This window comes from Campylobacter sp. MIT 97-5078 (assembly GCF_006864455.1).
In the GTDB taxonomy this organism is placed as follows: Bacteria; Campylobacterota; Campylobacteria; order Campylobacterales; family Campylobacteraceae; genus Campylobacter_D.
The window spans coordinates 1-22826 of record NZ_QHLK01000003.1; the positions used below are offsets into that span (position 1 = coordinate 1).

Sequence of the window (22826 nt, forward strand, 5' to 3'; positions counted from 1 at the left end):
CTTAAATAGCTTTAAAAATTACAAAAAAATGAGAATTTTTTAAAAAAAGATTAAGTTTGTTTGAAAAGATGAGTGAATTTGATAAAGATGAGTGAAAAAAGATAGGGTTTTGGAAAAATTGCAAAATTTTTAAATATTTTTATTTTTTAGCTTATAAAAATTGAATTTTTGGGTTTTTTATTATAAATTATTTAACGAAAAGTTCTTGAATGATGAGTTGTGGTGTTAAAAACCCTCTGAAAGTATTTTTAGAAATACTTGCTATGCAAGTGATATTTTCGCCTATCATCGGTTCTTTATCAAAGTTAAAAAATAAGGTTTCGATATTAGTATTATCTTTGTAAAGTATGAGTTTTAGGTGTTTTTCATCTTTGCCGAATCTTTTTTTGTTTTTAACAATGAGTTCTTTAAATTCAAACAAAGGGCGAGGATTTTTGTGTCCAAAAGGCTCAAAATGTTCTAAAATTTCAAGCATTTCAAAATCCACTTCATTAATGTCTAAGTTTCCTAAGAGTTCCTCTGAATTTACAAAATCTTCACTTGGAAGTTCTTGACAAAGCTTTTCGAGATTGCTTTTAAAAAGTTCGAGATTTTTACACTCCAGCAAAGCTCCAGCTGCACCTTTGTGCCCTCCATAAGCTAAAAGCAGGTTTCTTTGGCTTTCGATGAGCCTTAAAATATCTATTTTACCAACACTTCTAGCACTTCCTTTTGCTTTGTTTTCAAATTCACAAAACACAAAAACTGGCTTGTTAAAATGTCTTGCTAAACGACTTGCAACTATGCCTAAAACTCCCTCGTGCCAGTTTTTGCCACTGACTAAGATAAAGGGTTTGCTTTCATCAACTTGTTTAAGACTTTCTTCAAAAAGCTGTCTTTCTTCTTCTTTTCTGGTGTTGTTGCACTCCATGATTTGTTTTAAAAGCTCTAAAGCCTTATCATAGTCTTTGGTGCGTAAAAACTCATAACTAAGCATCGCATCGTCCATTCTGCCAGCTGAATTGATCAAAGGAGCGATTAAAAAACCTATGTGATCAAGTTCAAATTTATCCTTTTGGAAACAATGCTTGATCGCCTTAAAAGCAGGGCGTTTGGACGTATTTATCTTTTCTATGCCTTTTTTCACTAAAGCCCTGTTTAAGTCTCTAAGCTCCATCATATCGCCCATTATGGCTATGGCTAAAAGCTCGATAAATTTACACATATCGTATTTTAGCTTACACACTTCTTTTAAAGCAGCAATTAAATACCAAGCTACTTGAGCCCCGCAAATTTCAATATCTGGAAAATCACAACCCTTTTGCTTAGGATTAATGATAGCATAAGCTTTTGGTAGCATAGCTGGGGGCATATGATGATCGGTGATGATGAGATCAATGCCCTTTTGCTCGCACAATCTTGCTGCTTCAGTTGCGGCTATGCCATTATCAACCGTGATGATAAGATCAACATTAAGCTCCTTAACGATGTCTTCGTTTAAGCCGTATCCGTCCTTAAAGCGGTTTGGAATTTTTACCACATAATCAAAGCCTATATCATCAAAAAATTCAGCCATGATCACACAGCTAATGACCCCATCAACATCATAATCACCCACAATAGCTACTTTTTCATTTTTTTCTATAGCTTCTTTGATGCGTCCAGCACCTTTATAAATGTCTTTTAAGCGGCTTGGCAGGGGTAAATCACATAAGTTTTTATGCAAGTCTTTTTCAAAGCGAAGGGCTAAAATGCGTTTGATTTCTTCTTTGCTAAGCGTGTTCATAGTTTAGTGCTGCTTTGATAAAGGCTAAGATGACAGGATTTGCATTCACAAGTCTTGAGGTAAATTCAGGATGAAATTGCACGCCGATGAAAAAAGGATGATCTTTAAGCTCCACGACTTCGATTAAACCTTTGCTTTCTCCGCTTATAATCAGTCCTTTTTCTTCAAAATCTTTTCTATACTTAGGATTAGCTTCATAGCGGTGGCGGTGTCGTTCTTTTATGCTTTTTTTACCAGCATAAATTTGACTTAAAAAGCTGTTTTCTTTGATCTTGCATTCATACTCGCCAAGTCTCATTGTCCCACCAAGTGGGGTTTGGTGAGTGCGGATTTGCTTGGTGCCATTTTTATCTATAAATTCATCGATTAAGAAAATCACAGGATTTTTACACTTGCTTTCAAATTCGCTAGAATTTGCATCTTTTAAGCCTAAAACATGCCTTGCAAACTCGATTAAGGCAAGCTGCATACCAAGACAAATACCTAAAAATGGGATTTTATGCACTCTTGCAAACTCAATAGCTTTGATTTTACCTTCAACGCCCCTATTTCCAAAGCCTCCAGCTACTAAAATTCCGCTTACTCCTTTAAACTGCTCGTTTATATCTTGATTTTCAAGTTTTTCACTATCAATCCACTTGATATTTACCCTTGTATCAAGCACGGCTCCAGCGTGGATTAAGGCTTCAGTAAGGCTTTTATAGCTTTCTTTTAAGTCTATGTATTTACCTACAAAGGCAATTTGCACCTCATCGCTTGGAGCGATCACTCTTTTGACAAGGCTATCGTATTCTTTCATATCAGGCTTAAGATTTTTAAGCTCTAAAAGTGAAGCTATAGCGTTTAAAATGTCTTGCTTTAAGAAATTTAAAGGGATTTGATAAATGCTTGGTGCATCTATGCTTTCTATCACGCAGTTTTTAGCTACCCCACAAGCTATGGCTATCTTTTCTTTCAGCTCGCTTTCAAGGCTAAACTCACTTCTGCAAATAATCATATCAGGACTTATCCCTATACGGCGAAGCTCATTGACGCTGTGTTGAGTTGGCTTGGTTTTAAGCTCTCCTGCTGCTTTGATGAAAGGCACTAAAGTAAGGTGGATATTCATCGCATTATTTTTGCCCACCTCAAGCTTTAAAGCACGTATAGCTTCTAAAAAAGGTAAGCCTTCTATGTCACCTACGGTTCCGCCAATTTCAACTATAAGTATGTCTTTATTTTGAGCAGCTTGCTTGATACGTTCTTTGATCTCACCTACTATGTGAGGGATGACTTGTATGGTTTTGCCAAGGTATTCACCCTTTCTTTCCTTTTCGATCACGCTTTGATAAACGCGTCCTGTGGTGAAGTTGTTAAGCTGGCTTAAATTTTCATCCAAAAAACGTTCATAATGCCCCAAATCAAGATCAGTTTCAGCTCCATCAGCTGTTACAAACACTTCTCCATGTTCAAAAGGACTCATGGTGCCTGGATCAACATTGATATAGGGATCAGCTTTTAAAATACTCACTTTTAAACCGCAGTTTTTGAGTATAGTAGCAATTGAAGCTGCGGCTATACCCTTACCAAGTGAGCTTAGCACGCCTCCTGTTATGAAAATATACTTGGTTTGCTTTTCTTTCATTCACCTGCTCTTTGTTTTAAATTTAGCTAATTATAGCACAAGGAAGTTTTTATGTTTCTAAAACTTTTTAAAAATATATCCCCCCTAGGGGCTTACGAAAAAAATTTTTTTAGGTTACAATGGGCTTTATTAATTCATTTAAGGATAAAAGATGAAGTTGTTTGTAAGCATGTTTTTGCTTAGCTTTAGTCTTGTTTTTGCAAAAGATTTAACCATTGCCTATCCGGTAAATGTTGGAGTTTTAAATCCGCATTTGTATTCACCAAATCAAATGTTTGCTCAAGTTTTAGCCTATGAAAGTTTGGTAAGATACGGCGAAAATGGCAAGATAGAGCCTTTAATCGCAAGTTCTTGGCAGCTGAGTAAGGATGACAAAACTTATACTTTTTTTATCCCAAAGGGGCAAAAATTCGCAGATGGAACAACTCTTGATGCTTATGCTATAGAAAAAAATTTTAAAGCCATAATGTTGAACAAAGAAAGGCATTCTTGGCTAGGACTTACTCAAAAAATCCTTGCTTTTAAAGCCCTTGATGAGACGCATTTTGAGTTAAAGCTTAATAGTGCGTATTCAGCAACCCTAGCAGAATTAAGCCTACCTCGTCCTTACCGCATACTTGCTCCTTCAGCTTTTGAAAGTGAAGATACTTCAAAGGGCATTAAAAAGGCTATTGGCTCTGGAGCCTTTGTTCTTAAACAAATTCGCTTGGGCGAATATGATATTTTTGAGCCTAATCCTTATTATAGAGGCAAAAAGCCAAATTTTGACCGCCTTATCATCAAGGTTTTACCTGATCCAAACTCACGCGTTTTAGCACTTCAAAGCAAGGGCGTTGATCTTTTGGTGGGCGAGGACATCATTAGTTATGAAAATTTTAAACGTTTAAGCACAGATAAAAGTTTTATTACTAAACAATCAGGCGTTCAAGGCACAACTATGCTTACTATAAATGCTTCAAAAGATCATGCCACAAATGATATAAAATTAAGAAAAACTATTATTCAAGCCTTTTGCAAGGATGTTGTGATAAGTGGAATTTTGCTGAATTTAAACCAAAAGGCAAATCAGCTTTTTCACCCAAGTTTGCCTTATGCTGATCACGTAAGGCTTGAAAAGGAAGTGGATTGTAAAAGTGTAAAAGCTTATGATAAAAAAGTGAGTTTAGACCTTGTTTATATAGGCACAAATCCTATACAAAAGGCTATTGCTGAAGCTTTGCAAGGGGACTTAGCAAGGGTAAATATACATTTGAATTTGCTTGCAAATGAGGAAGTGAGTTTTTATCAAAGGCAAAAGAGTGGGGATTTTGACTTGATTTTTAATTCAACTTGGGGCAATCCTTTTGATCCACATTCTTTCTTAGGCTCTATGCTTAAGCCTTCTCATGCGGATTTTATGGCTCAAAAAGACTTAGCGAATAAAGCTGAAATTGATAAAAGTATAAGAGCTATTTTAAACACTGCTGATGAGCAAATTTTAAGAAAGAATTATGATTTTGTCTTAAATGCTTTGCAAGAAAGCTATATATACTTGCCTATAAATTATGAAAGCGTTTTTGCAGTGTATGATAAAGCTAAGATCAAGCATTTTGAATTTGGAACTATGGCAACTGAATTTATGCTTCACAAAGTAGAGCTTCAAGAATAAATATGGATTTAAAAATGTATAAAGTTAAAAACTTCATAAGGTTAGCGTATGCTTAAGTTTATACTTAAACGTCTTTTATATGTGCCTTTGATATTGCTTTTGGTTTCTTTTGTGGTCTTTGCCTTGCTTCGTTTAAGTCCCATTGATCCTGCTTTTTCATATCTAGTGCAATCTCAAATTCCACCCACTGATGAAGCCTTAAATACTGCTCGCATAGAGCTTGGTTTAAACAAGCCCTTTTTAGAGCAATACGCCCTTTGGCTTAAAAATGCTCTAAGTCTTGATTTTGGCATTTCTTATGTAACTAAACGCGAGGTTTTGGGGGATTTGCTTTATTATTTGCCAACGACTTTGTGTTTAACCTTGCTTTCTATGCTTTTTTTGATTTGTGTAAGCATTCCTTTGGGCATAATTGCAGCTCTTAAGAAAAATTCTTTGTTTGATAAGTGCATCTTGCTTTTTTCTTTTGCTGGGGTTTCAATCCCTAGTTTTTGGTTTGGCTTTTTACTCATTCTTATTTTTACGCTTGGTTTTGGCGTGCTTTCTCCTTTTAGCGAGCTTGGTTTTACTCGTTATATACTGCCTGTTTTAACCTTATCTTTAATGTCTTTGTGTATTAATGTGCGTTTAATGAGGGCAAGTTTTTTAGCACGTTTGAAAGCTCCTTTTTTGCTTTATGCTAGAGCAAGGGGTTTAAGTGAGGCTAAAATCGCACGGACGCACTTGCTTAAAAACTCACTTGTTCCTGTTAGCACCTCGCTTGGTATGCACTTTGGTGAGCTTTTAGGCGGGGCTGTGGTGGTTGAAATACTTTTTGCTCTGCCCGGACTTGGAAGGTATGCTGTGGGAGCTATTTATAGTCATGATTATCCTGTAGTGCAGTGTTTTGTCCTGCTTGTAACTTTTGTTTTTATCGTGATGAATTTGTTTATTGATATACTCTATGTGTATTTAAATCCAAAAATAGCTTATGAGGATTAATGATGAAAAAGAGGAATTTTAAGCTTTATTGTTCTTTAGCTCTTATCGTTTTAATCGTGCTTTTAGCTTTATTTGCCCCGCTTTTGCCCTATGATCCAAACTCTATAGACATAAGCAATAAATTTGCTCCTCCATCTTTAACTCACCTACTTGGCACAGATCATTTAGGAAGAGATGTTTTTACAAGGCTTATTTATGGAGCTAGACTTTCTTTGTTTGCTGTTGTTTTGATCTTTGCTTGTATTTTAAGCTTTTCTTTTGTGGTGGGTTTTGTAGCTGGCTATAAAGGTGGGCTTTGGGATAAAATTTTAATGCGAATTTGTGATGTATTTTTTGCCTTTCCTACTTTTATCTTGGCTTTGTTTTTTATCGCCATTTTTGGCGTAGGACTTGTTAATGTCATCTTAGCCATAGCCTTAACACACTGGGCTTGGTATGCAAGAATGATACGATCTTTAGTTTTAGAGCAAAAAAATCAAGGCTTTGTTTTAGCTAGCAAGGCTTTGGGGACAAGTGATATAAAAGTGATTTGTAGGCATATACTGCCCTTTGTTTTAAGTCAAATTTCAGTTTTAATCACCCTTGATATAGGGCATATGCTTTTGCATATTGCTGGACTTTCATTTTTAGGGCTTGGCGTGCAAGCTCCAAATACTGAATGGGGCGTGATGATTAGCGATGCAGCCCCTTTTGTGATGAGTGAGCCTCAACTCATGCTTTATGCAGGACTTGCCATTTTTATCAGCGTAGCAGCCTTTAATTTGCTTGGTGAAGCCTTGCAAGAAAGAGGACAAAGATGAATTTGCTAGAATGTAAAAATTTAAGCGTATGTGATGAAAAGCAAAATTATCTCTTAAAAAATATCAATTTAAACCTTAAAAAAGATGAATACCTAGCCATCATAGGTTCAAGTGGGGCTGGAAAAAGCACGCTTGCAAAGACTTTAATGAATTTAAATAGTTCAAATTTAACAAGCAAGGGCGAGCTTTTTTGGTATGAAAAAGCACGATTTGGTGCAATCTTGCAAAATCCTGCTTCTTGTTTTGACAATGTTTTTAGCATAGGTTTTCATTTTAAAGAAACTTTTTTGGCTAAAAATTTAAAACCAAATGAAAAAGAATACAAAAGACTTTTAGCTGAAGTTGGGCTTGATGAAAAAGTGTTAAATGCTTATCCTTTCGAGCTTAGCGGAGGTATGCTTCAAAGAGTGATGATCGCTCTTGCACTCTGTGCACCTTTAAATTTGCTTATTGCTGATGAGGCAAGTAGTGATTTGGATTCAAGTGGAGAAAAAGAACTTTTTGAGCTTATCTTTAAGCTTAAAGCCAAATTTCATTTTGCTTTTTTGCTTATTACACACAGCTTAAAACTTACTCAAAATGCTGATAAAATCATCATCTTAGATCAAGGACAAATTATAGATCAAGGAAATGCTCAATACATTTTTACCCAAAGCAAACACGAAAAAACTAAAGCTTTTTTAGAAGCCTTTCATCTTTTAGAACAAAATAGCACTTTTAAGCATAAACACAAAAATAAACTCTTGCTTCAAGCAAAAAATATCAATCTTTCTTATAAACAAGGTGGATTTTTTTCACGTCAAAAGCCTAAAAATGTGCTTAATAAGCTTGATTTAAAGCTATATGAGGGCGTAAATTTAGGTATAGTAGGCAAAAATGGAAGCGGGAAAAGCTCACTTATACGCGTTTTGCTTGGGCTTGAAAAGGCTAAAAATGCAAGTTTAAGTTTAAACGGCTTTGATCTTTTCACTCAAAAAATAGAATACAAAAAAAGCTTAGGCATAATCTTTCAAAACCCGCCAGCCACATTAAATCCAAACTTTAGTGCAAAGGAGGCTATACTTGAGCCTTTATGGAATTTAGGTATTGATAAACAAAGCCAAGAACAAGAACTCCAAAAGCTAGCAAAAGCTTTAAATTTAAGCGAACTTGATAAAAAACTGCCTTATTTTAGCGGAGGAGAACTCCAAAGAATAGCCCTAGCAAGAGCTTTAATTACAAAACCACGTCTTTTAATCCTTGATGAAGCCCTAAGTAATCTTGATGTACTCTTACAAGTAAAAATTATCAAGCTCTTACAAGTCTTACAAGCTGAATTTAAACTCACACTTTTATGTATAAGCCACGATCAAAATATACTTAACGCCTTATGCGATGATTTTTTTGAGCTTAAAGATGGGGTGCTTAACGAGCTTTGATTTAAGCTTAAAAAAAGATAAAAGTTTTTAAAAGCTTTAATTTTTAAAAATATCATCGAATTCCAAGCAAGATTAAAAAGTTTTCTTTCCTAACTTACAAAAAATTCGTTCAAATACTCTTTGTTTTCAAAAGGACTTTGAGTAAAAAGCTCATCTTTAAAGCCTAATTCATAACTTTTATTTGGCTCTGTTTTAGCATAACTTAGAGCTATTTTTAGGGCTAAATTTAAGTCTTCTTTGCTGATATTTTGATCCACTAAAGAATACGCCCCAACAATCTCGCCAAGCTTTATTTCTTCGTATTTATCCGTTTTTAATCCTCTTAAAAGTTGGTTTTCTAGTTCATTTCGCCCTACTATCATTTTTGCTCCATTTGGCAAGCGTAAATGCCTGCCGTATTTTAAAAGCTGAGCATCATTTACTTGCATATTTTGATCAAATTTCTTAAAGTCTTTGATCTTTCTTGCAAAGCTTTCAAGTGTAAGCAAACAGCCTCCACCAGGACTTTCAAAGTCTTTTAAGCCAAATTTATCGGCAAGTTCAAGTTGTCTTTTTCTGCTTCTGCCACTTATGCCCTCAAGCTTGCTTCTATCTACCCAGCCAAGACGTTCAGGCTTTGTCTCAGGCAAATTTTTTGCACACATAGGACGCAAGATCAAATCCTCTTCATCATCTGCAAGACGTTTAACCTTAGCCATAGCATCAGATCTTTGACTCATAGGGCGTTGTCCTAGAACCTCTCCAGTGATGATGAAATCAGCCCTTTCAGCCTCAAGCATAGAAAGAGCGGTTTTAAACATAAAAGCATGACAATCAATACAGGGATTAAAATGCTTGCCATAGCCATATTGTGGGTTAAAAAGCACCTTTTGAAGATAAGCATTTCTTACATCAATCATCTCAAAATCAGCTCCAACCAAAGCTGCACGTCTTTTCATATCCTCGCTTTTATCAGACCTTGAACCAAAGCCTATATTAATATTTAAAGCTTTTACTTCTATGCCTTGATCTGTGATAAGCTTCATCGCAAGCATAGAATCAAGCCCACCGCTAAAAAGTGCCAGTGCTTTCATAACTTTATCCCTTTTTGATCTTTAGTATTTTTTTAAACGATATAGAATGTATAAAAATCCTAATTATAGCAAAAAATTATATTTTCAAGGATAAAAAGTGCAAATAACTCACTCTACACAGATTCAGCTCAAAGATAAAGGCGAAGTGATTTGATCAAATTTCAACAAATTTAAGCGATGAAAATTTTGCTCGTTTGCATGAAAATGTCAATGATTATGCAAATTTTTTACTGGATAGGTGCTGATGCAAATGAGAATGAAAAGCTTAATTACGCACTTTAAAGATAAAAACCTTTGTAAGCACTCTTGAACAAATGCGTTTAAAGCAAGAATACTCAAGCTAATACAAAAAACTTGAGAATTTAAGTAAACTTGAATAAAATTTAAGCAAAGGCTTTTATCAAAGGCTTGAGAATGAGAGAATGATGAGTTTAAAATACTTGAACTTCGTGTTTAGAAATTTTTGCTTCAATGGCTTTAAGCAAATTCTCATCTTTATTGAACTTAGAAAAGTGTTGTAAATTTTTAAGTATAAAAATAAGCTCGTTTTCATCTTGTTCTTGATTTAAAAAATGCAGTAAATCTTCTAAAAAAGGATCAAAACCTAGTTCTAATCGCTTTTTGATTTTAAGCAAATCCCTATCAATAAAGGCTAAAATTTGTTTTATAAGAGCTACTTTTTGACTGAGCGTTTTGCTTGCGTTTAACACACTAAAATGCAGTTTATATATACTACATAAAAACTCAGTTTTATCATTTAAGCCTTTTAAATTCAGCTCTAAAAGTTCTCTAATGCTTGCTTCTTCTATGCCTTTTTGAGCCAAAATAGCTTTTAAAGTGGCTTGATGTTTAAAATACCTTTCATTGCTGATCTCATAAAAAAGGCTGTGAAACTCTGGGTTTTCAAACAAAAATTTGCATATTTCAAGTTCGGCGATATTTATTTGTAAGCCAGAATTGCTTACTTTTGCAAAATTTGCTTCATTTTGAAATCTAGGCTGTTTTCTTGTTTTGCTCAGTTTGATAAATTCTTCTTTTACACCAAGAAGCCGTGCAACCAAAGGTTCATAACTTTGAGCGATTAAAGGCTCAAGCTCAAAGCAATATTTTTGCACTGCTTCTAAGGCAAGTTGTTTATCAAGAGCTGAGCTTAAACTATGTGTGTTAATCAGCTCTTTGATATAAAACTCGCCAAGTTCAACGCCAGCTTCAAGAAGTTCTATAAGCTTAGCCTTATCGCCATTTGCAACTAAGTCTGCTGGGTCCTTTCCACCTTGAAGTATGATGACTTTGCCATCTATCTTGTGTGTGCTTAAAAGCAAGGCTGAGCGAATAGCAGCTTTTAGCCCAGCTTCATCGCTATCAAAACACAAAATGACTTTAGCTTCAAAACGTTTGATTAAGGGTAAATGATTTTCACTTAAGGCTGTGCCAAGCACAGCTACAGCGTTTTTAACTCCAGCCTTATGGAAAGCAATAGCGTCCATATAGCCCTCACAAATAACCATTTCTTTGCTTTTGACGATAGCATCTTTAGCTAAATTTAAAGCATAAAATACACGCGATTTATCAAAAAGCTTGCTTTGGGGTGAATTGACATATTTAGCCGGATTTTTTGCATCAAGGGTTCTACCTCCAAAGCCTATAAGCAAGCCTTTATGATCATAGATTGGAAAAGTGATCCTTTGAATAAAGCTTGCATAGTAGCTTTTTTGCTCTGTATGAAATTTGATCGCCCCAGCTTCTAAAGCATCTTGTAAGTCTATGTTTTCATTTTGCAAAAGCCTTAAACTTTCGTTTGAATTTGGTGCAAAACCAAGCTCAAATTCGCGTATATCTTCATCATTAAGCTTTCTTTCATAAAGATAATTTAAAGCTGCTTTTTCTTTACTTAAATTTTGTTTGTAAAAGGCGTTTAAAGTAGGCAAAATATGCGTTAAGCTTTTGGTATTTTCTTGTTTTTCATGTGTATAACTTAAGGCAAAATTGCTCCAGGAAGCTACTTTTTCAACCGCAGCTTGAAAGTTTATATGCTCAAAGTCTTGCACAAATTTAAACACATCTCCACCAGCCTTGCACGCAAAGCAGTGATAAAAGCCTTTAAGTGAATTTATATGCATACTCGGGCTTTTATCATCATGAAAAGGACATACGCACACAAAACTTGCACCTTGTTTTTTTACCTCAACATAATGAGCGATAATATCAACTATATCAGCCCTTGCTTTGAGCTGTTCTAAACTTTGTTTTTCTATCATAAAGCCTAACCTAAAAGAAGCACTTTAACCAAATCCCCTTTTTTAAGCTCCTTTGCTTCTAAGGGTGCGATGAGTAAGGCTGCGTTGTGATTAAGATTAGCTAAAATTGCACTTGAGCCAGCTTTTTTACCCTCTAAATCCACATAAACCTTGCCTTCTTCAAAGCTAAGATTACATGCTACACATTCTAAAAGAGGGGACTTTTTTGTGTAGTCTTGCTTTAAAAAGGCTTTGATAGTCTTTAGCTCGCCTTGTAAAAGCCAGTGATTTAAGATCATTCTTGCAAAAAGATGAAAAGTTACCATAGCCGAATACGCAAAGCCGGGTAAAGCAAGGATAAACTTATCCTCAAAAACAGCGATTTTAATGTGCCTTCCTGGTTTTATGCTGACTTTATCAACAAGGATTTCATAGTTTAAAAGCTCTTGTTTTAAAAGATCAAAATCCCCCATTGAAACCCCGCCCGTAGTGATTAAGAGGTCACAGCTTTTAAGGGCGTTTTTAAGCTTTAAGCTCACTTCTTTTGCCTCATCTTTTAAAAGAGGAAAGATAAGAGGCTCGCCGCCAAATTTTTGAACTAAGTTTGCAAGGGCAAGGTGGTTGCTTGAATAAATTTGAGCTGGATTTTCTAAGGTTTCGCCTAAATCCTTAAGTTCATCGCCACTACTTAAAATGCCAACTTTAGGCTTGATAAAAACGCTGATATGAAAAAAACCAAGTTCAGCCAAAAGGGCTAATTCACTATAATCAAGCCTTGTGCCTTTGCTAAGTAACAGCTCGTCCTTGCGATAGCTTTCGCCAACTTGCCTTACTGCAAAGCCCTTTGTAACCCGTTTTTCAATAAAAAGTAAATCCCCCTCAACGCGTGCATTTTCAACCGGCACAAGCGTATCAGCTCCCTCACAAAGCAAAGAGCCGGTAAAGGTTTTTACGCATTCTTTGCTTTTAAGCTTAAAGCTAGGCATTTGTCCAGCTGCGGTTTTACCAAGTATTGTTAAAGGCTCATTTTGTTCGCTAAATTTAAATGCATAGCCGTCCATGCTCGCTGTTTTAAAAGCTGGAAAATCAGCCCTTGCTCTTATATCCTCAGCCAAAATGCGTCCTAGACACTGCGTTATAGCGATTTTTTCTATATTCTCATAAGGTAAAATTCGTTTTTTAAGCACTTCTAAGGCTTTAAAATATTCTAGCATTTTTATCCTTTATCGCTTAAAAGACCAGCTCCTAAAAGCTTTATTGAGCGATCTTTAGCATAAATTCTTTGTCCTTTTAAAAGATCGTATTTCCAAATAGGAGCATTTGCCTTAAAATCCTCTACAAATTCATTGATAAGTGTTAAGCCAAGCTTTCTTTGTTTGCTAAATACTCCAGCCAAATAAGAACTTTCATGCACTTTTACATCGCCTATAGAATGAGCAAAACACAGCTTCACGCCCTCTTTTTCTACCTTTTCTTGCCAAGTGATAAACCAAGAGCGAAGCAAGTTTTCACAAATATCAAAGCTTAAGCCCTCAAGCTCATCTTCAGCACGAACTATGCCACAAAAGCTTACAAAAGCTCCTAAATTTGCATCCTTATAGGCTTCATACCATTTTGTATATAAAAGTGGTACTTTTAAACTGCCCTTACAAAGCTCAAACACATTTAACCTCCACTTACTGGGGGTAAAAGAGCGATTTTATCGCCATGTTTTAAAGGGGTGTTAATATCAGTGATGATTTTTTCATTTATACTAATAGCACAAAGTTCAAGCCAGTCTTTAAGCTCTTCATCTTTTTGTAAAAATTCTTTAAGCTCTTTTAAGGTGCTGATTTCAAGCTCTAATTTTGGCTTTTGAATGGGTCCTAAAAACTCAAGTTCTATCATTTTTATCCTTCATATAAGTAATACATTATATAATAACACAAATAAAATTAAAAAGGCTTGATATGCAAATTTTACATTATCTTGATAAGCTTGAATATAGCCCTGCTTATGTGATCGAAGAAGGAGCATTACGTAAAAACTGCGAACTTTTAGCAAGTATTGGCGAGCAAAGTGGGGCAAAGATTTTGCTTGCTTTAAAGGGCTATGCTTTTTCAAGAACGCTTAAGATAGTTGGCGAATACCTTAGCGGAGCAACTTGTAGCGGGCTTTTTGAAGCTTTGTTTGCAAAAGAGTATATGGATAAAGAAATTCACACTTATAGTCCAGCCTTTAAAGATGATGAGATAGATGAGATCATCGCTCTTTCAGGACATATAGTTTTTAATTCACTTTTTCAGTTTGATCGTTTTAAACAAAAAGCCTTAGGGGCAAAAAAGGAGCTTGGCTTGCGTTGCAATCTTGAGTTTAGTCTTGCTCCAAAAGAACTTTACAATCCTTGTGGGCGTTTTTCAAGACTTGGTATAAGAGCAAAGGACTTGGAAAAAGCGGATTTAAGTGGGCTAAGTGGGCTTCATTTTCATGCTTTATGCGAAGAAAGTGCAGCAAGTTTAGAGCTTGTTTTAAAGGAATTTGAGGCTAAGTTTAAGCCCTTTATTACAAAGATGAAATGGATCAATTTTGGAGGCGGGCACCATATCACAAAGCAAGGTTATGATACACAAAGGCTTATTGATTTGTGTAAGAAATTTAGCGATACTTATGGGGTGCAAGTGTATTTAGAACCGGGCGAAGCGGTGGGCTGGGAAATAGGCACTTTGGTAGCAAGCGTGATTGATATAGTTGAAAATGAAAAAAACATAGCCATTTTAGATACTTCAAGTGAAGCACATATGCCAGATACTATTATCATGCCTTATACAAGTAAGCTAGCAAATGCAAGAGTGCTTGCTACAAGAGAGGGGCAGCAATTAAGTGAGCTTAAAAATGATGAATTTGCTTATCTTCTAGCTGGCAATACCTGTTTGGCTGGTGATGTGATGGGTGAATATGCTTTTAAACAGACTTTAAATAGAGGCGATAAGGTAGTTTTTTTAGATCAGGCTCATTATAGTATAGTCAAAAACACGACTTTTAATGGCGTAAAATTACCAAATTTAATCTTTTTAAATACTAAGGGTGAGTTGGAACTTGTAAGAAAATTTGATTATGAGGAGTATAAAAGGCGAAATTAATAAAAATAATGTAACTTTTGATAAAAAGCTACATTTTGTAACATTATGCTTTTGAATGATGATTTTAACTGAATATTTTTTATAAAAGAAGTGTTTTGTAACATTTTTAAACTTTTTAATATCTTATCTGCTTGTTTTTCAAAAAATCACGCAATTTATCATATTCGCTTTGAGTAAGATAGCGGTATTTGCCCTCTTTTAAAAGTCCAAGTTCTAGTACGCCAAAAGCTACTCTTTTAAGGTCCATCACCTCTAAGTCAAAATGTCCAAAAAAGCGACGTAATTCTCTATTTTTGCCCTCATTAATGATAACTTTTAGCTTAGTATAGCCCCCGCTTGAGCCAAAAATTTCCCAGCCTATAAATGGGGCAAAGCTCATGGAAGTGATCTTAGTTTTTGCGTGAGCACCTTTTTTTTCATTTTGCACTTCAAGTCCATTTTGCATGGCTTCTATGACTTTTGGGCTGATTTGTCCTTTGATTTTAAGATAATATTCTCTTTCTAAATCACTATGCATTAAAGCATTAGCTATAACAGGAGAATCAGTAAGCAAAAGCAAGCCTTCACTAGCAAAGTCAAGCCTTCCAACGCTAAGCCAAGAAGCAAAACTTTTTGGCAGACTTTGATAAATTATCCTCCTAGCTCGATCGTCTTTTTTGCTTACTAGCTCGCCCTTTGGCTTGTGATAGATGATGACAGAAAATTGCTTTTTCTTATACACTCGCTTGCCCTTTATGCTTATCTTACTTTCTTCATTTACCTGATCGCTTAAAGTGGCTATTTTTGAGCCTATTTTTACAAGCCCAGCTTTGATAAGCTCATCAGCTTTTCTGCGTGAATAAGTCGTATTATGAGAGATAAATTGGTTAATTCTCATTATTTTTCTTTGTTTTGATTTAAAAAGCCTTGCTTATAAAAACAAGGCTGACTTCAATTTACATCATAAAAATGCTTGGCACTATGGTCGGGTATTTTTTAAGCTTTCTAAAGATATGTTTTCTTAACACTTGGCGGATTTGAGCTTCTATGAAGCGATTATCATCTAAAACCTCATCTTTTAAATTCGCAAAAAATACAGAAAGCACCCCGCCAAGTTCCTTAGCAAAGGCTGTATCTTGCTTGTTTGCTACTACCCCATAGCTTAACACTCTTGGCTTATGAATGAGCGTCTTGCTTGACTTTTCAACCTGAGCGATGATGACTACTACGCCATTATCAGCTAGATTTTGTCTATCGATAACTACATCATCAGCGATTTGCTTGTTGATTTGATTATCGACAAAAACTTTACCTGTTTTTACCGTGCGAACCCTTTTAATGTATTTTTGGCAAAGCTCTACTTGATCGCCATTGTTCATAAGATAGATATTTCTTTCATCTACTCCACATTTTATGGCAGTTTGCTTGTGTTTTAAGATATGATTATATTCTCCATGCACTGGTAGAAAGAATTTTGGTTTGACAAGATTAAGCATGAGTTTTTGCTCTTCCATGTTGGCATGTCCGCTTACATGAATTTCACTAAATTCTTGATAAGCTACCTTTGCGCCAGCCTTAAGTAAAAAGTCAAGCACAGCATTAATGCTGCCTTCATTGCCCGGTATTGCCTTAGCTGAGATGATGATTTGATCTGTTGGTTTGATCTTGATGAATTTATGTTCATCAGTTGCCATTCTATATAAGGCGCTCATGGTTTCACCTTGGCTTCCTGTAGTTATGATTAAAACCTCATTATCCTTATACTTGCTTACCTCATCAGCGTCGATGAAAATTTTTCTATCAAGTTCTATGTATCCTAGCTCCATAGTTGTATATAAATTTCTTTCCATAGAACGTCCTATCACACAGACTTTGCGTCCGTATTTTAATCCATAAGTGATGGCTTGATAAATTCTATGCACATTTGAGCTAAAAGTACTCATAATCACGCGTCCTTTTGCTTTTGAAAAGAGCAGATCAAAGGTATCGCCAACCGAACCTTCGCTTTTGGTTGAACCTTCTTTATATGAGTTTGTGCTATCGCTAAGCAAGCAAAGCACGCCCTTATCGCCATAATATGCTATGCGGTTTAAATCGCTTGGATAATTATCAATTGGTGTATAATCAATCTTAAAATCTCCAGTATGTAAAAGCGTGCCAGCCTTAGTAGTGATGGCAAGAGCTGAAGCATCGATTACTGAGTGGGTTATATGTATCCACTCTAACTCAAATTCGCCTATTTCATATAATTTTCGCTTTTCTACAGGACGGAAAAGATTTCTTTGGGACTTTAGCCCATGCTCTTCAAATTTGTTTGAGATCATGCCAAGCGCTAGAGGCGTAGCATACAAAGGAAAGGCAAATTCTTTGTAAAAATACGGCACCGCACCGATATGATCTTCATGTGCATGCGTGATAATCACAGCCTTAACCTTGTCCTTGATCTTTCTTATATAATCAAAATCAGGGATAACAATATCCACCCCATGCATAGCAGAATCAGGAAATGATAAGCCTACATCAATGATAATGACATCATTATCTGTTTCTATCACAGTCATATTGCCACCTATTTCGCCAAGTCCGCCTATAGGAGTGATTTTGAGCTTATGCTCGCTTGAATTGCTAAATTTAAGCGGTTTTAAGCGGTTTTCGTGTGTGGCTTTGTTTGCCTCTATCACTCTTTGCATTTCAAGCTGCCAAGGCTCATTACCGGTGAGCTTAGTTGGGAGATTGCGATTTTTTTTCTTTTTCTTGCCTTCTTGAGCTTGATTTTCGCCGTTTTCATCGCTTGAGCTTTGAGTGTTTTGGTTTTTTGTTTCATTCGCGTTGATTGAATTTGCAAGGGATTTTTTCTTGCGTTTGTATTTATAGCGTTTATTGCTTTTAATGCTAGAATCACTATTTTCGGCGTTTTGTTGGGAATTTTTATTTTCTTCGTCCATCATTTATCCTTTAAGTCTATAAAAATTTTAAGATAGGATTTGACGCTTAGCTCACTCGCTCTGATATTTTCTTTCAATCCAAGCTCATTTAAGCTTTGTAAAAGCTCTTTTTTATAGGCTTTGAGATTGTTTACAAGCTGTTTTCTAGGAGCACAAAAGCACTGCTTTAAAAAAGCCTTAAAAGCTTGTATATCAACGATCTCGTCGTAATTTGCTTTGCGTTTTAAAGATATAACTGCTGAATCAACTTTTGGGACAGGTTCAAAACTCTCTGGCTTAAGCTCAAAAAGTAATTTTCGCTCGCAAATTAACCCTGCAAGCACACTTAAAGCACAAAAATCGCTTTGTCCTTCATCTGCACAGAATTTCAAAGCAAGCTCTTTTTGTATCATAACGATAAGTTGCTTGCAGTTTTTATCCTCTAAGGCTTGTAAGATGAGATGTGTTGATACATAATAAGGCAAATTCGCCACCAAAACATACTCATCATTATGCAAACTCGGCGTAAAAGCCTTGCACGCATCTAAATTCAGCAAAGTTAAATCCGCATTTTCAAGTTCTTTATGAAATTTCTTTTCAAGCAGTGGTATAAGCTCATCGTCTATTTCTATAACTTTTACCTTGCAAATTTCTAAAAGCTTTTGCGTCAAATCACCTAAGCCAGGTCCAATCTCAACGATAAAAGGCGTTTCTTTGGATATGGCTTGAGCGATTTTTTCTAAGGCACTTTGATCTTTTAAAAAATTTTGTCCAAAATGTTTCTTTGCTTTTATCATTATGAAGGGGTATTTTATCTTAAAATTGCTTTTATTTATATTAATTTATAATATTTTTTGATATTTTATGTAGAGATTAAAGGAAAATAGCTATAATTAAATCCTTGTTTATCTTAAAAACATGCAAGGGGAATGAGTAATGTTTCATTTTATATTTTCGTATGCCTTTGGTGCTTATCATAGCTATGGTGCTTTTATTTGTTAATACTTTTCTTTTTACTGAGGATATTGTATCTAGGATCATACAGCTAGTTTTGGTTTTTGCCCTAGTTTTGCATGATATAGATGAGAAGAAATGGGGCGTAAATTTAACCAAAACTATAGAAAAAAAATTAAGCTATATGAATTTAAATTCCAAGCTTAACAGCTTAACATTAATAATACCAAATGGGGCAAGAAAAATGGTAACATATTCAAGTTTGTTGATAAATTTTAAGAATAATATAAGACATATGATTAAGCTCATCGTTGCTTTAGCTAAAAATAGCAAAACAAATATCAATGGCTTAGAATCTATTTAAAAAAACTTGGAAGAAGTATGCAAGAACTAATACTCTGTGCAGGAGGAAATGAAAATTTTAGCTTTGCAAAAAGTATAGGCATAGGACTTGTGGAACCCTGTTTGAAACTGCCTTTGCTTTTGCAAGAATTTAAGCCATTAAAGCTTGTTTTTATCGGCACTTGTGGCTTATATGATGAAAAAGATGAACTTTTGCAAATTTATCAAAGTCAGCATGCTTTTAATATAGAATTTTCAAAACTCTCAAATGCTTTTTACTCACCAGCACAATGTGAAATAAACTGGGATAAAAAGCTAGAAAAAAAAGAACCTAATAAGACTTTGGCTGAATTTGTTTCACAAGAAACATTGAAAAGTAATTCTTCAAATTATATTTGTGCGGATAAAAAAGCAGCAGCTGAGTTTTTAAAACTTGGTTTAAGGCTTGAAAATATGGAAATTTTCTCTCTTTTAAGTGTAGCAAAATTTTATGAAATAGAACTTGCTTGCTTTTTATGTGCGAGTAATTACTGCGATGAAAAAGCTCATGAATCTTTTTTAAAAAACCACATTGAGTGTAAAAAACGCTTGAGTGCATTTTTAGAAGAACAAAACTATATCTAAGAGGGTAAATTTGCAAACATTAGAAAATATACTTGATTTTCAAAGTAAGGATTTAGAGCAAAATTTTCCCCAAAAATTCCGCATAAAGCAAATTTTCCAGTGGATTTATCAAAAATACGCTGATACTTTTAAAGAGATGAGTTCCCTGCCCTTAAATTTAAGAGAAGAACTTGAAAACAAATACCATTTCAAGCCCTTAGAATGCGTAAAATTTGAGCAAAGCAATGATAAAAGCATAAAATATCTTTTCCGCTTAAATGATGGATATTTCATAGAAAGTGTTTTGTTGCCTATGAAAGAAGAAGCCTTTGATGAAAAGGGCAAAAGATTACATCATACCCGTTACACTATATGTATAAGCTCGCAAGTAGGCTGTAAATCAGGATGTTCTTTTTGCCTCACAGCCAAAGGCGGCTTAAAACGTAATCTTAGTGCTGGTGAGATAGTCGCTCAAGTGCTGTGGATCAAAAAGTATAATCATATTCCCTATGAAAGAAGGGTAAATATAGTTTTTATGGGCATGGGTGAGCCTTTGGATAATCTTAAAAATGTCTCAAAAGCTGTGCAAATTTTAAGCGAAAACGATGGGCTTGCCATCAGCCCTCGCAGACAAACCATTAGCACAAGCGGACTCGCCAAGCAGATCAAAGAGCTAGGAGAGATGAATTTGGGCGTTTTGCTTGCCATTTCTTTGCACGCGGTTAATGATGAGCTAAGAAGTGAGCTTATGCCTATCAATAAAGCCTATAATATAGCCTCTATCATGCAAGCTGTGCGTGAATTTCCAGTGGATGCACGAAAAAGGGTAATGTTTGAATATCTTTTGATAAAGGGCGTTAATGATAAATTAGAACACGCCAAAGAGCTAGTAAAGCTTTTAAATGGCATAAAAGCTAAGGTTAATTTACTGCTTTTTAATCCTCACGAAGGAAGCATATATGAGCGTCCGAGCCTAGATGATGCGGTGAAATTTCAAGATTTTTTAAGTGCCAAAGGCGTAACTTGCACCATAAGACAAAGCAAGGGACTTGACATATCAGCAGCTTGCGGGCAGCTTAAAGAAAGAAAAGAACAAGAGCTTAAAATGTGCTCAAACAATGATGAAGACTCAAAAAATAAAAATCCTATAAAGCCGATTTTACAAGAAGCTAAACGCACAAAACAAAACGCACAAAGTTTGAAAAAACAGAATTTGCAAGAGCAAAATTGCAAAGATCGAAGTCTTAAAAAACAAATTTCAAAAGAAAAATATAAAAGAGCAAGACTTTAAGGATCGTAGCTTGACAAATTAAAATTCAAACAAAACTAGCTTAAAAATAAAACTAAAAGGAAAGACAAAATGACTTTTTTAGATATAGCTGAATTGATTTTTATCTCTATAGTTGTGATTGTAGGTGTTGTAGGGATAGTTTTGGTGCTGAAAAATGAAAAAAGATAGACTTGAAAAATTCAAAATTTAACCTATATCAAGAATGAGAGCTAAAAATAAAGCTAAGATAAAGTTCAAAATTTGAAATTAAATCTTAGAGAAAAATGTTTACACTCTTGTTAAAATTACTCATCTGCTGTATGCTTGCATGGTGATAGGGTATTTAATCTATGATTTTTTTATCTTTTCTCGTTTTTAAGAAGAGCCACAGCGAAGCAGAATTTATCAAGCTCAAAAGAGAGCTTTTAAAACCAAGCACTTTGATCTTAGGACAAGCTTTTTTGCTTTTGCTTTGTAGCGAGGCTTTACTTGCAAGTTTTTATCTTGGCGAAACACTTGGCTGGCTTAAAAACACTTTTCAAAAATTCTTAGTCTTTAAGATAGGTTTCATTAGTTTGCTTTTTGTTTTTATACCTATTTGTTTTTACATGTTTGTGCTTAAAAAAAGTGATCTTGTGCGGAAATTTTTCTCATCATCTTGCTCTTGTCATCTGCCTTATCGCTTTAATTATTGTAAAATTGATGTTTTTTGTTCTAAAAAGTTTCTCGTGAAACAAAAATTTGAGTTTCTTTTTAGCAAATTTAAGCTAAAATAATGAAGTTTTTTGTATTTAGAAATCACTTTGATGTATAAAAGGAAAATGAGATGAAAAAAATATGCAGTTTTGCTCTTATATCACTTATTGCGACAAACTCGCTCGAGGCTTTAGAATTTAATGAAGTCGGACACAAGGCAATGGGTATGGGCGGAGTTGGTGTAGCGTTAAAAAGCAATCCTTACGCTATCTTTTACAATCCAGCCCTCATCTCTGCAAATGACGCTACACGCATGGGTTATAGCATAGGTGTAGAAGCTGAGCATAAAAATTTATTCGAAGCATTTAATTTCGATTTTAACAATATTCAAAATATTTCGTATTTTAACAACTTGCTTAAAGAAAATTTTGCTCGTGTAAAAATGCAAGGTACTTGGGCTTTTAAAGCTCCTGATATTTTACCTTTAGGTGATGTTGCTTTGGGTTACTCGCAAAGTATTTATGCTGTAGCTGGATTTTCGGGGCAATTGCCTGCTAATGTTACAAATATTGGTGATAATGTAGATTTTCACTTGAGACGTTTAAGTGTTATGGAATTACCGCTTTCTTATGCACTTTCTTTGGACTCTACGCTTGGTAAATTAAGTTGGGGTGCAGCGGTAAAATTTATGCGTTTAAGCAATGTTCAAACTTCTCGAAAGCTTTTAACTACGGATTCGAAGGGCGATATACAAGATGATATTATCGATACGATCAAAGGAAGCGATGCAAGGAGCGACAATAATTTTGGTATCGACTTTGGCTTTAGCTACTCCCCTGCTTATACACCTGATTTTACCTTCGCTCTTGTGGGTAAAAATCTCAACACGCCTCAATTTAACTTTAAAAATAATGGCAAGCTTACCATTTATCCTCAAGCAAGACTTGGTTTAGCTTATGATCTTAGCGATCATCTTAGCCTCGCAGCTGATGCGGATTTAACGGAAAATCTAATGCTTACTCCAACAGGTATGCCAAAGCAAAAAAGTCAAAAAATCGGTATTGGTATAGATGCACATGCCATGTTTTTTGACGCAAGGGCTGGTATTTCTAAGGATTTAAGACAAGACAATGGAGCGATTGTCAGTTTTGGTATGGGCTTTGGCTTTTTGGATTTGGGCGTAGCTGTTGCGACTGAAAGGGCGAAGGTTGCGGGGACGAATTATCCAAGATATTTTTCAGTGCAACTTGGTGGAAGCTTTGAGTTTTGAATACTCAAAGCCTTTTGAAGTCTTAAAAATTTAAACCTTAAGTCTTTCTTCTTTCTTGTGTTTTATCTTTCTCTTAGAATTTGTATCCAAATATAAATAAGGCTTAAATAAACTAAAGCTCCA

Annotated in this window: 20 protein-coding genes; 10 read left to right on the plus strand and 10 right to left on the minus strand. The window is 35.1% G+C overall.

From position 1 onward, the window contains the following. Positions 1-187 precede the first annotated feature (187 nt). Together recJ and DMB91_RS02035 are read right to left on the minus strand one after the other, a co-directional pair. The gene (recJ, locus tag DMB91_RS02030) at positions 188-1765 is read right to left on the minus strand and encodes a single-stranded-DNA-specific exonuclease RecJ (protein WP_034905620.1); all 1578 of its coding nucleotides are present in this window, start codon (positions 1763-1765) and stop codon (positions 188-190) included. Then, on the minus strand, positions 1752-3389 hold the full coding sequence (locus DMB91_RS02035; protein ID WP_034905622.1) for a CTP synthase: 1638 nt from the start codon (positions 3387-3389) through the stop codon (positions 1752-1754). The genes recJ and DMB91_RS02035 overlap by 14 nt, the downstream gene beginning before the upstream one ends. A 151-nt stretch (positions 3390-3540) precedes the next feature. Here DMB91_RS02035 and nikA point away from each other — a divergent pair, with 151 nt between their 5' ends. Genes nikA through DMB91_RS02055 form a run of 4 tightly spaced genes read left to right on the plus strand, consistent with a single transcriptional unit; the run spans position 3541 to position 8236 of the window. Beyond that, a complete protein-coding gene (nikA, locus tag DMB91_RS02040) occupies positions 3541-5037 on the plus strand; it encodes a nickel ABC transporter substrate-binding protein (protein ID WP_143116785.1) in 1497 nt (498 codons plus the stop codon). Positions 5038-5085: 48 nt separating this feature from the next. Continuing rightward, positions 5086-6018: an ABC transporter permease subunit gene (locus tag DMB91_RS02045; protein WP_034905624.1), complete on the plus strand. Its 933-nt coding sequence runs from the start codon at positions 5086-5088 to the stop codon at positions 6016-6018. A gap of 2 nt (positions 6019-6020) precedes the next feature. Beyond that, positions 6021-6818 (plus strand): nickel ABC transporter permease subunit NikC, encoded by a 798-nt coding sequence (nikC, locus tag DMB91_RS02050; protein WP_143116786.1) that lies wholly within the window; start codon positions 6021-6023, stop codon positions 6816-6818. Beyond that, positions 6815-8236: an ABC transporter ATP-binding protein gene (locus DMB91_RS02055; RefSeq protein WP_034905628.1), complete on the plus strand. Its 1422-nt coding sequence runs from the start codon at positions 6815-6817 to the stop codon at positions 8234-8236. The genes nikC and DMB91_RS02055 overlap by 4 nt, the downstream gene beginning before the upstream one ends. 89 nt (positions 8237-8325) lie before the next feature. On the opposite strand, the gene DMB91_RS02060 is transcribed toward DMB91_RS02055, so the two are convergent. From DMB91_RS02060 to DMB91_RS02080, 5 genes are all read right to left on the minus strand, one after another. After that, on the minus strand, positions 8326-9309 hold the full coding sequence (locus DMB91_RS02060; RefSeq protein ID WP_034905630.1) for an MnmA/TRMU family protein: 984 nt from the start codon (positions 9307-9309) through the stop codon (positions 8326-8328). A 431-nt stretch (positions 9310-9740) separates the two neighbouring features. After that, positions 9741-11567 (minus strand): DNA primase, encoded by a 1827-nt coding sequence (gene dnaG, locus DMB91_RS02065; protein ID WP_034905632.1) that lies wholly within the window; start codon positions 11565-11567, stop codon positions 9741-9743. A gap of 5 nt (positions 11568-11572) precedes the next feature. Then, positions 11573-12760 (minus strand): molybdopterin molybdotransferase MoeA, encoded by a 1188-nt coding sequence (locus tag DMB91_RS02070; protein ID WP_034905635.1) that lies wholly within the window; start codon positions 12758-12760, stop codon positions 11573-11575. Positions 12761-12762: 2 nt separating this feature from the next. Continuing rightward, on the minus strand, positions 12763-13209 hold the full coding sequence (locus tag DMB91_RS02075) for a molybdenum cofactor biosynthesis protein MoaE (RefSeq protein ID WP_034905637.1): 447 nt from the start codon (positions 13207-13209) through the stop codon (positions 12763-12765). A gap of 2 nt (positions 13210-13211) precedes the next feature. Then, the gene (locus tag DMB91_RS02080; protein WP_034905639.1) at positions 13212-13433 is read right to left on the minus strand and encodes a MoaD/ThiS family protein; all 222 of its coding nucleotides are present in this window, start codon (positions 13431-13433) and stop codon (positions 13212-13214) included. A gap of 62 nt (positions 13434-13495) precedes the next feature. On the opposite strand from DMB91_RS02080, the gene nspC reads away from it, so the two are divergent. Then, entirely contained in the window at positions 13496-14665 is a 1170-nt protein-coding gene (gene nspC, locus DMB91_RS02085; protein WP_034905641.1) for a carboxynorspermidine decarboxylase, read from the plus strand. A 115-nt stretch (positions 14666-14780) separates the two neighbouring features. Here nspC and DMB91_RS02090 read toward each other — a convergent pair whose 3' ends face one another. From DMB91_RS02090 to rsmA, 3 genes are read right to left on the minus strand one after another with little or no spacing between them, the layout of a single operon-like run. Beyond that, positions 14781-15542: a pseudouridine synthase gene (locus DMB91_RS02090; RefSeq protein WP_034905643.1), complete on the minus strand. Its 762-nt coding sequence runs from the start codon at positions 15540-15542 to the stop codon at positions 14781-14783. 58 nt (positions 15543-15600) lie between these two features. Continuing rightward, entirely contained in the window at positions 15601-17592 is a 1992-nt protein-coding gene (locus tag DMB91_RS02095) for a ribonuclease J (RefSeq protein WP_143116787.1), read from the minus strand. Then, positions 17589-18365: a 16S rRNA (adenine(1518)-N(6)/adenine(1519)-N(6))-dimethyltransferase RsmA gene (gene rsmA, locus DMB91_RS02100; RefSeq protein ID WP_034905647.1), complete on the minus strand. Its 777-nt coding sequence runs from the start codon at positions 18363-18365 to the stop codon at positions 17589-17591. The genes DMB91_RS02095 and rsmA overlap by 4 nt, the downstream gene beginning before the upstream one ends. 170 nt (positions 18366-18535) lie before the next feature. On the opposite strand from rsmA, the gene DMB91_RS02105 reads away from it, so the two are divergent. From DMB91_RS02105 to traF, 5 genes are all read left to right on the plus strand, one after another. Continuing rightward, the gene (locus DMB91_RS02105; RefSeq protein WP_143116788.1) at positions 18536-18886 is read left to right on the plus strand and encodes a hypothetical protein; all 351 of its coding nucleotides are present in this window, start codon (positions 18536-18538) and stop codon (positions 18884-18886) included. 17 nt (positions 18887-18903) lie between these two features. After that, positions 18904-19488 carry a purine-nucleoside phosphorylase gene (locus tag DMB91_RS02110; RefSeq protein WP_034905651.1) on the plus strand — a complete coding sequence of 195 codons (585 nt, stop codon included), beginning with the start codon at positions 18904-18906 and terminating at the stop codon, positions 19486-19488. A gap of 10 nt (positions 19489-19498) precedes the next feature. Continuing rightward, a complete protein-coding gene (gene rlmN / locus DMB91_RS02115) occupies positions 19499-20758 on the plus strand; it encodes a 23S rRNA (adenine(2503)-C(2))-methyltransferase RlmN (protein ID WP_081946932.1) in 1260 nt (419 codons plus the stop codon). 329 nt (positions 20759-21087) lie between these two features. Continuing rightward, complete coding sequence (locus tag DMB91_RS02120; RefSeq protein WP_034905653.1) at positions 21088-21513, plus strand: hypothetical protein; 426 nt, start codon at positions 21088-21090, stop codon at positions 21511-21513. Positions 21514-21563: 50 nt separating this feature from the next. After that, positions 21564-22703 (plus strand): conjugal transfer protein TraF, encoded by a 1140-nt coding sequence (gene traF / locus DMB91_RS02125; RefSeq protein ID WP_034905654.1) that lies wholly within the window; start codon positions 21564-21566, stop codon positions 22701-22703. The last annotated feature ends 123 nt before the right edge of the window (positions 22704-22826 follow it).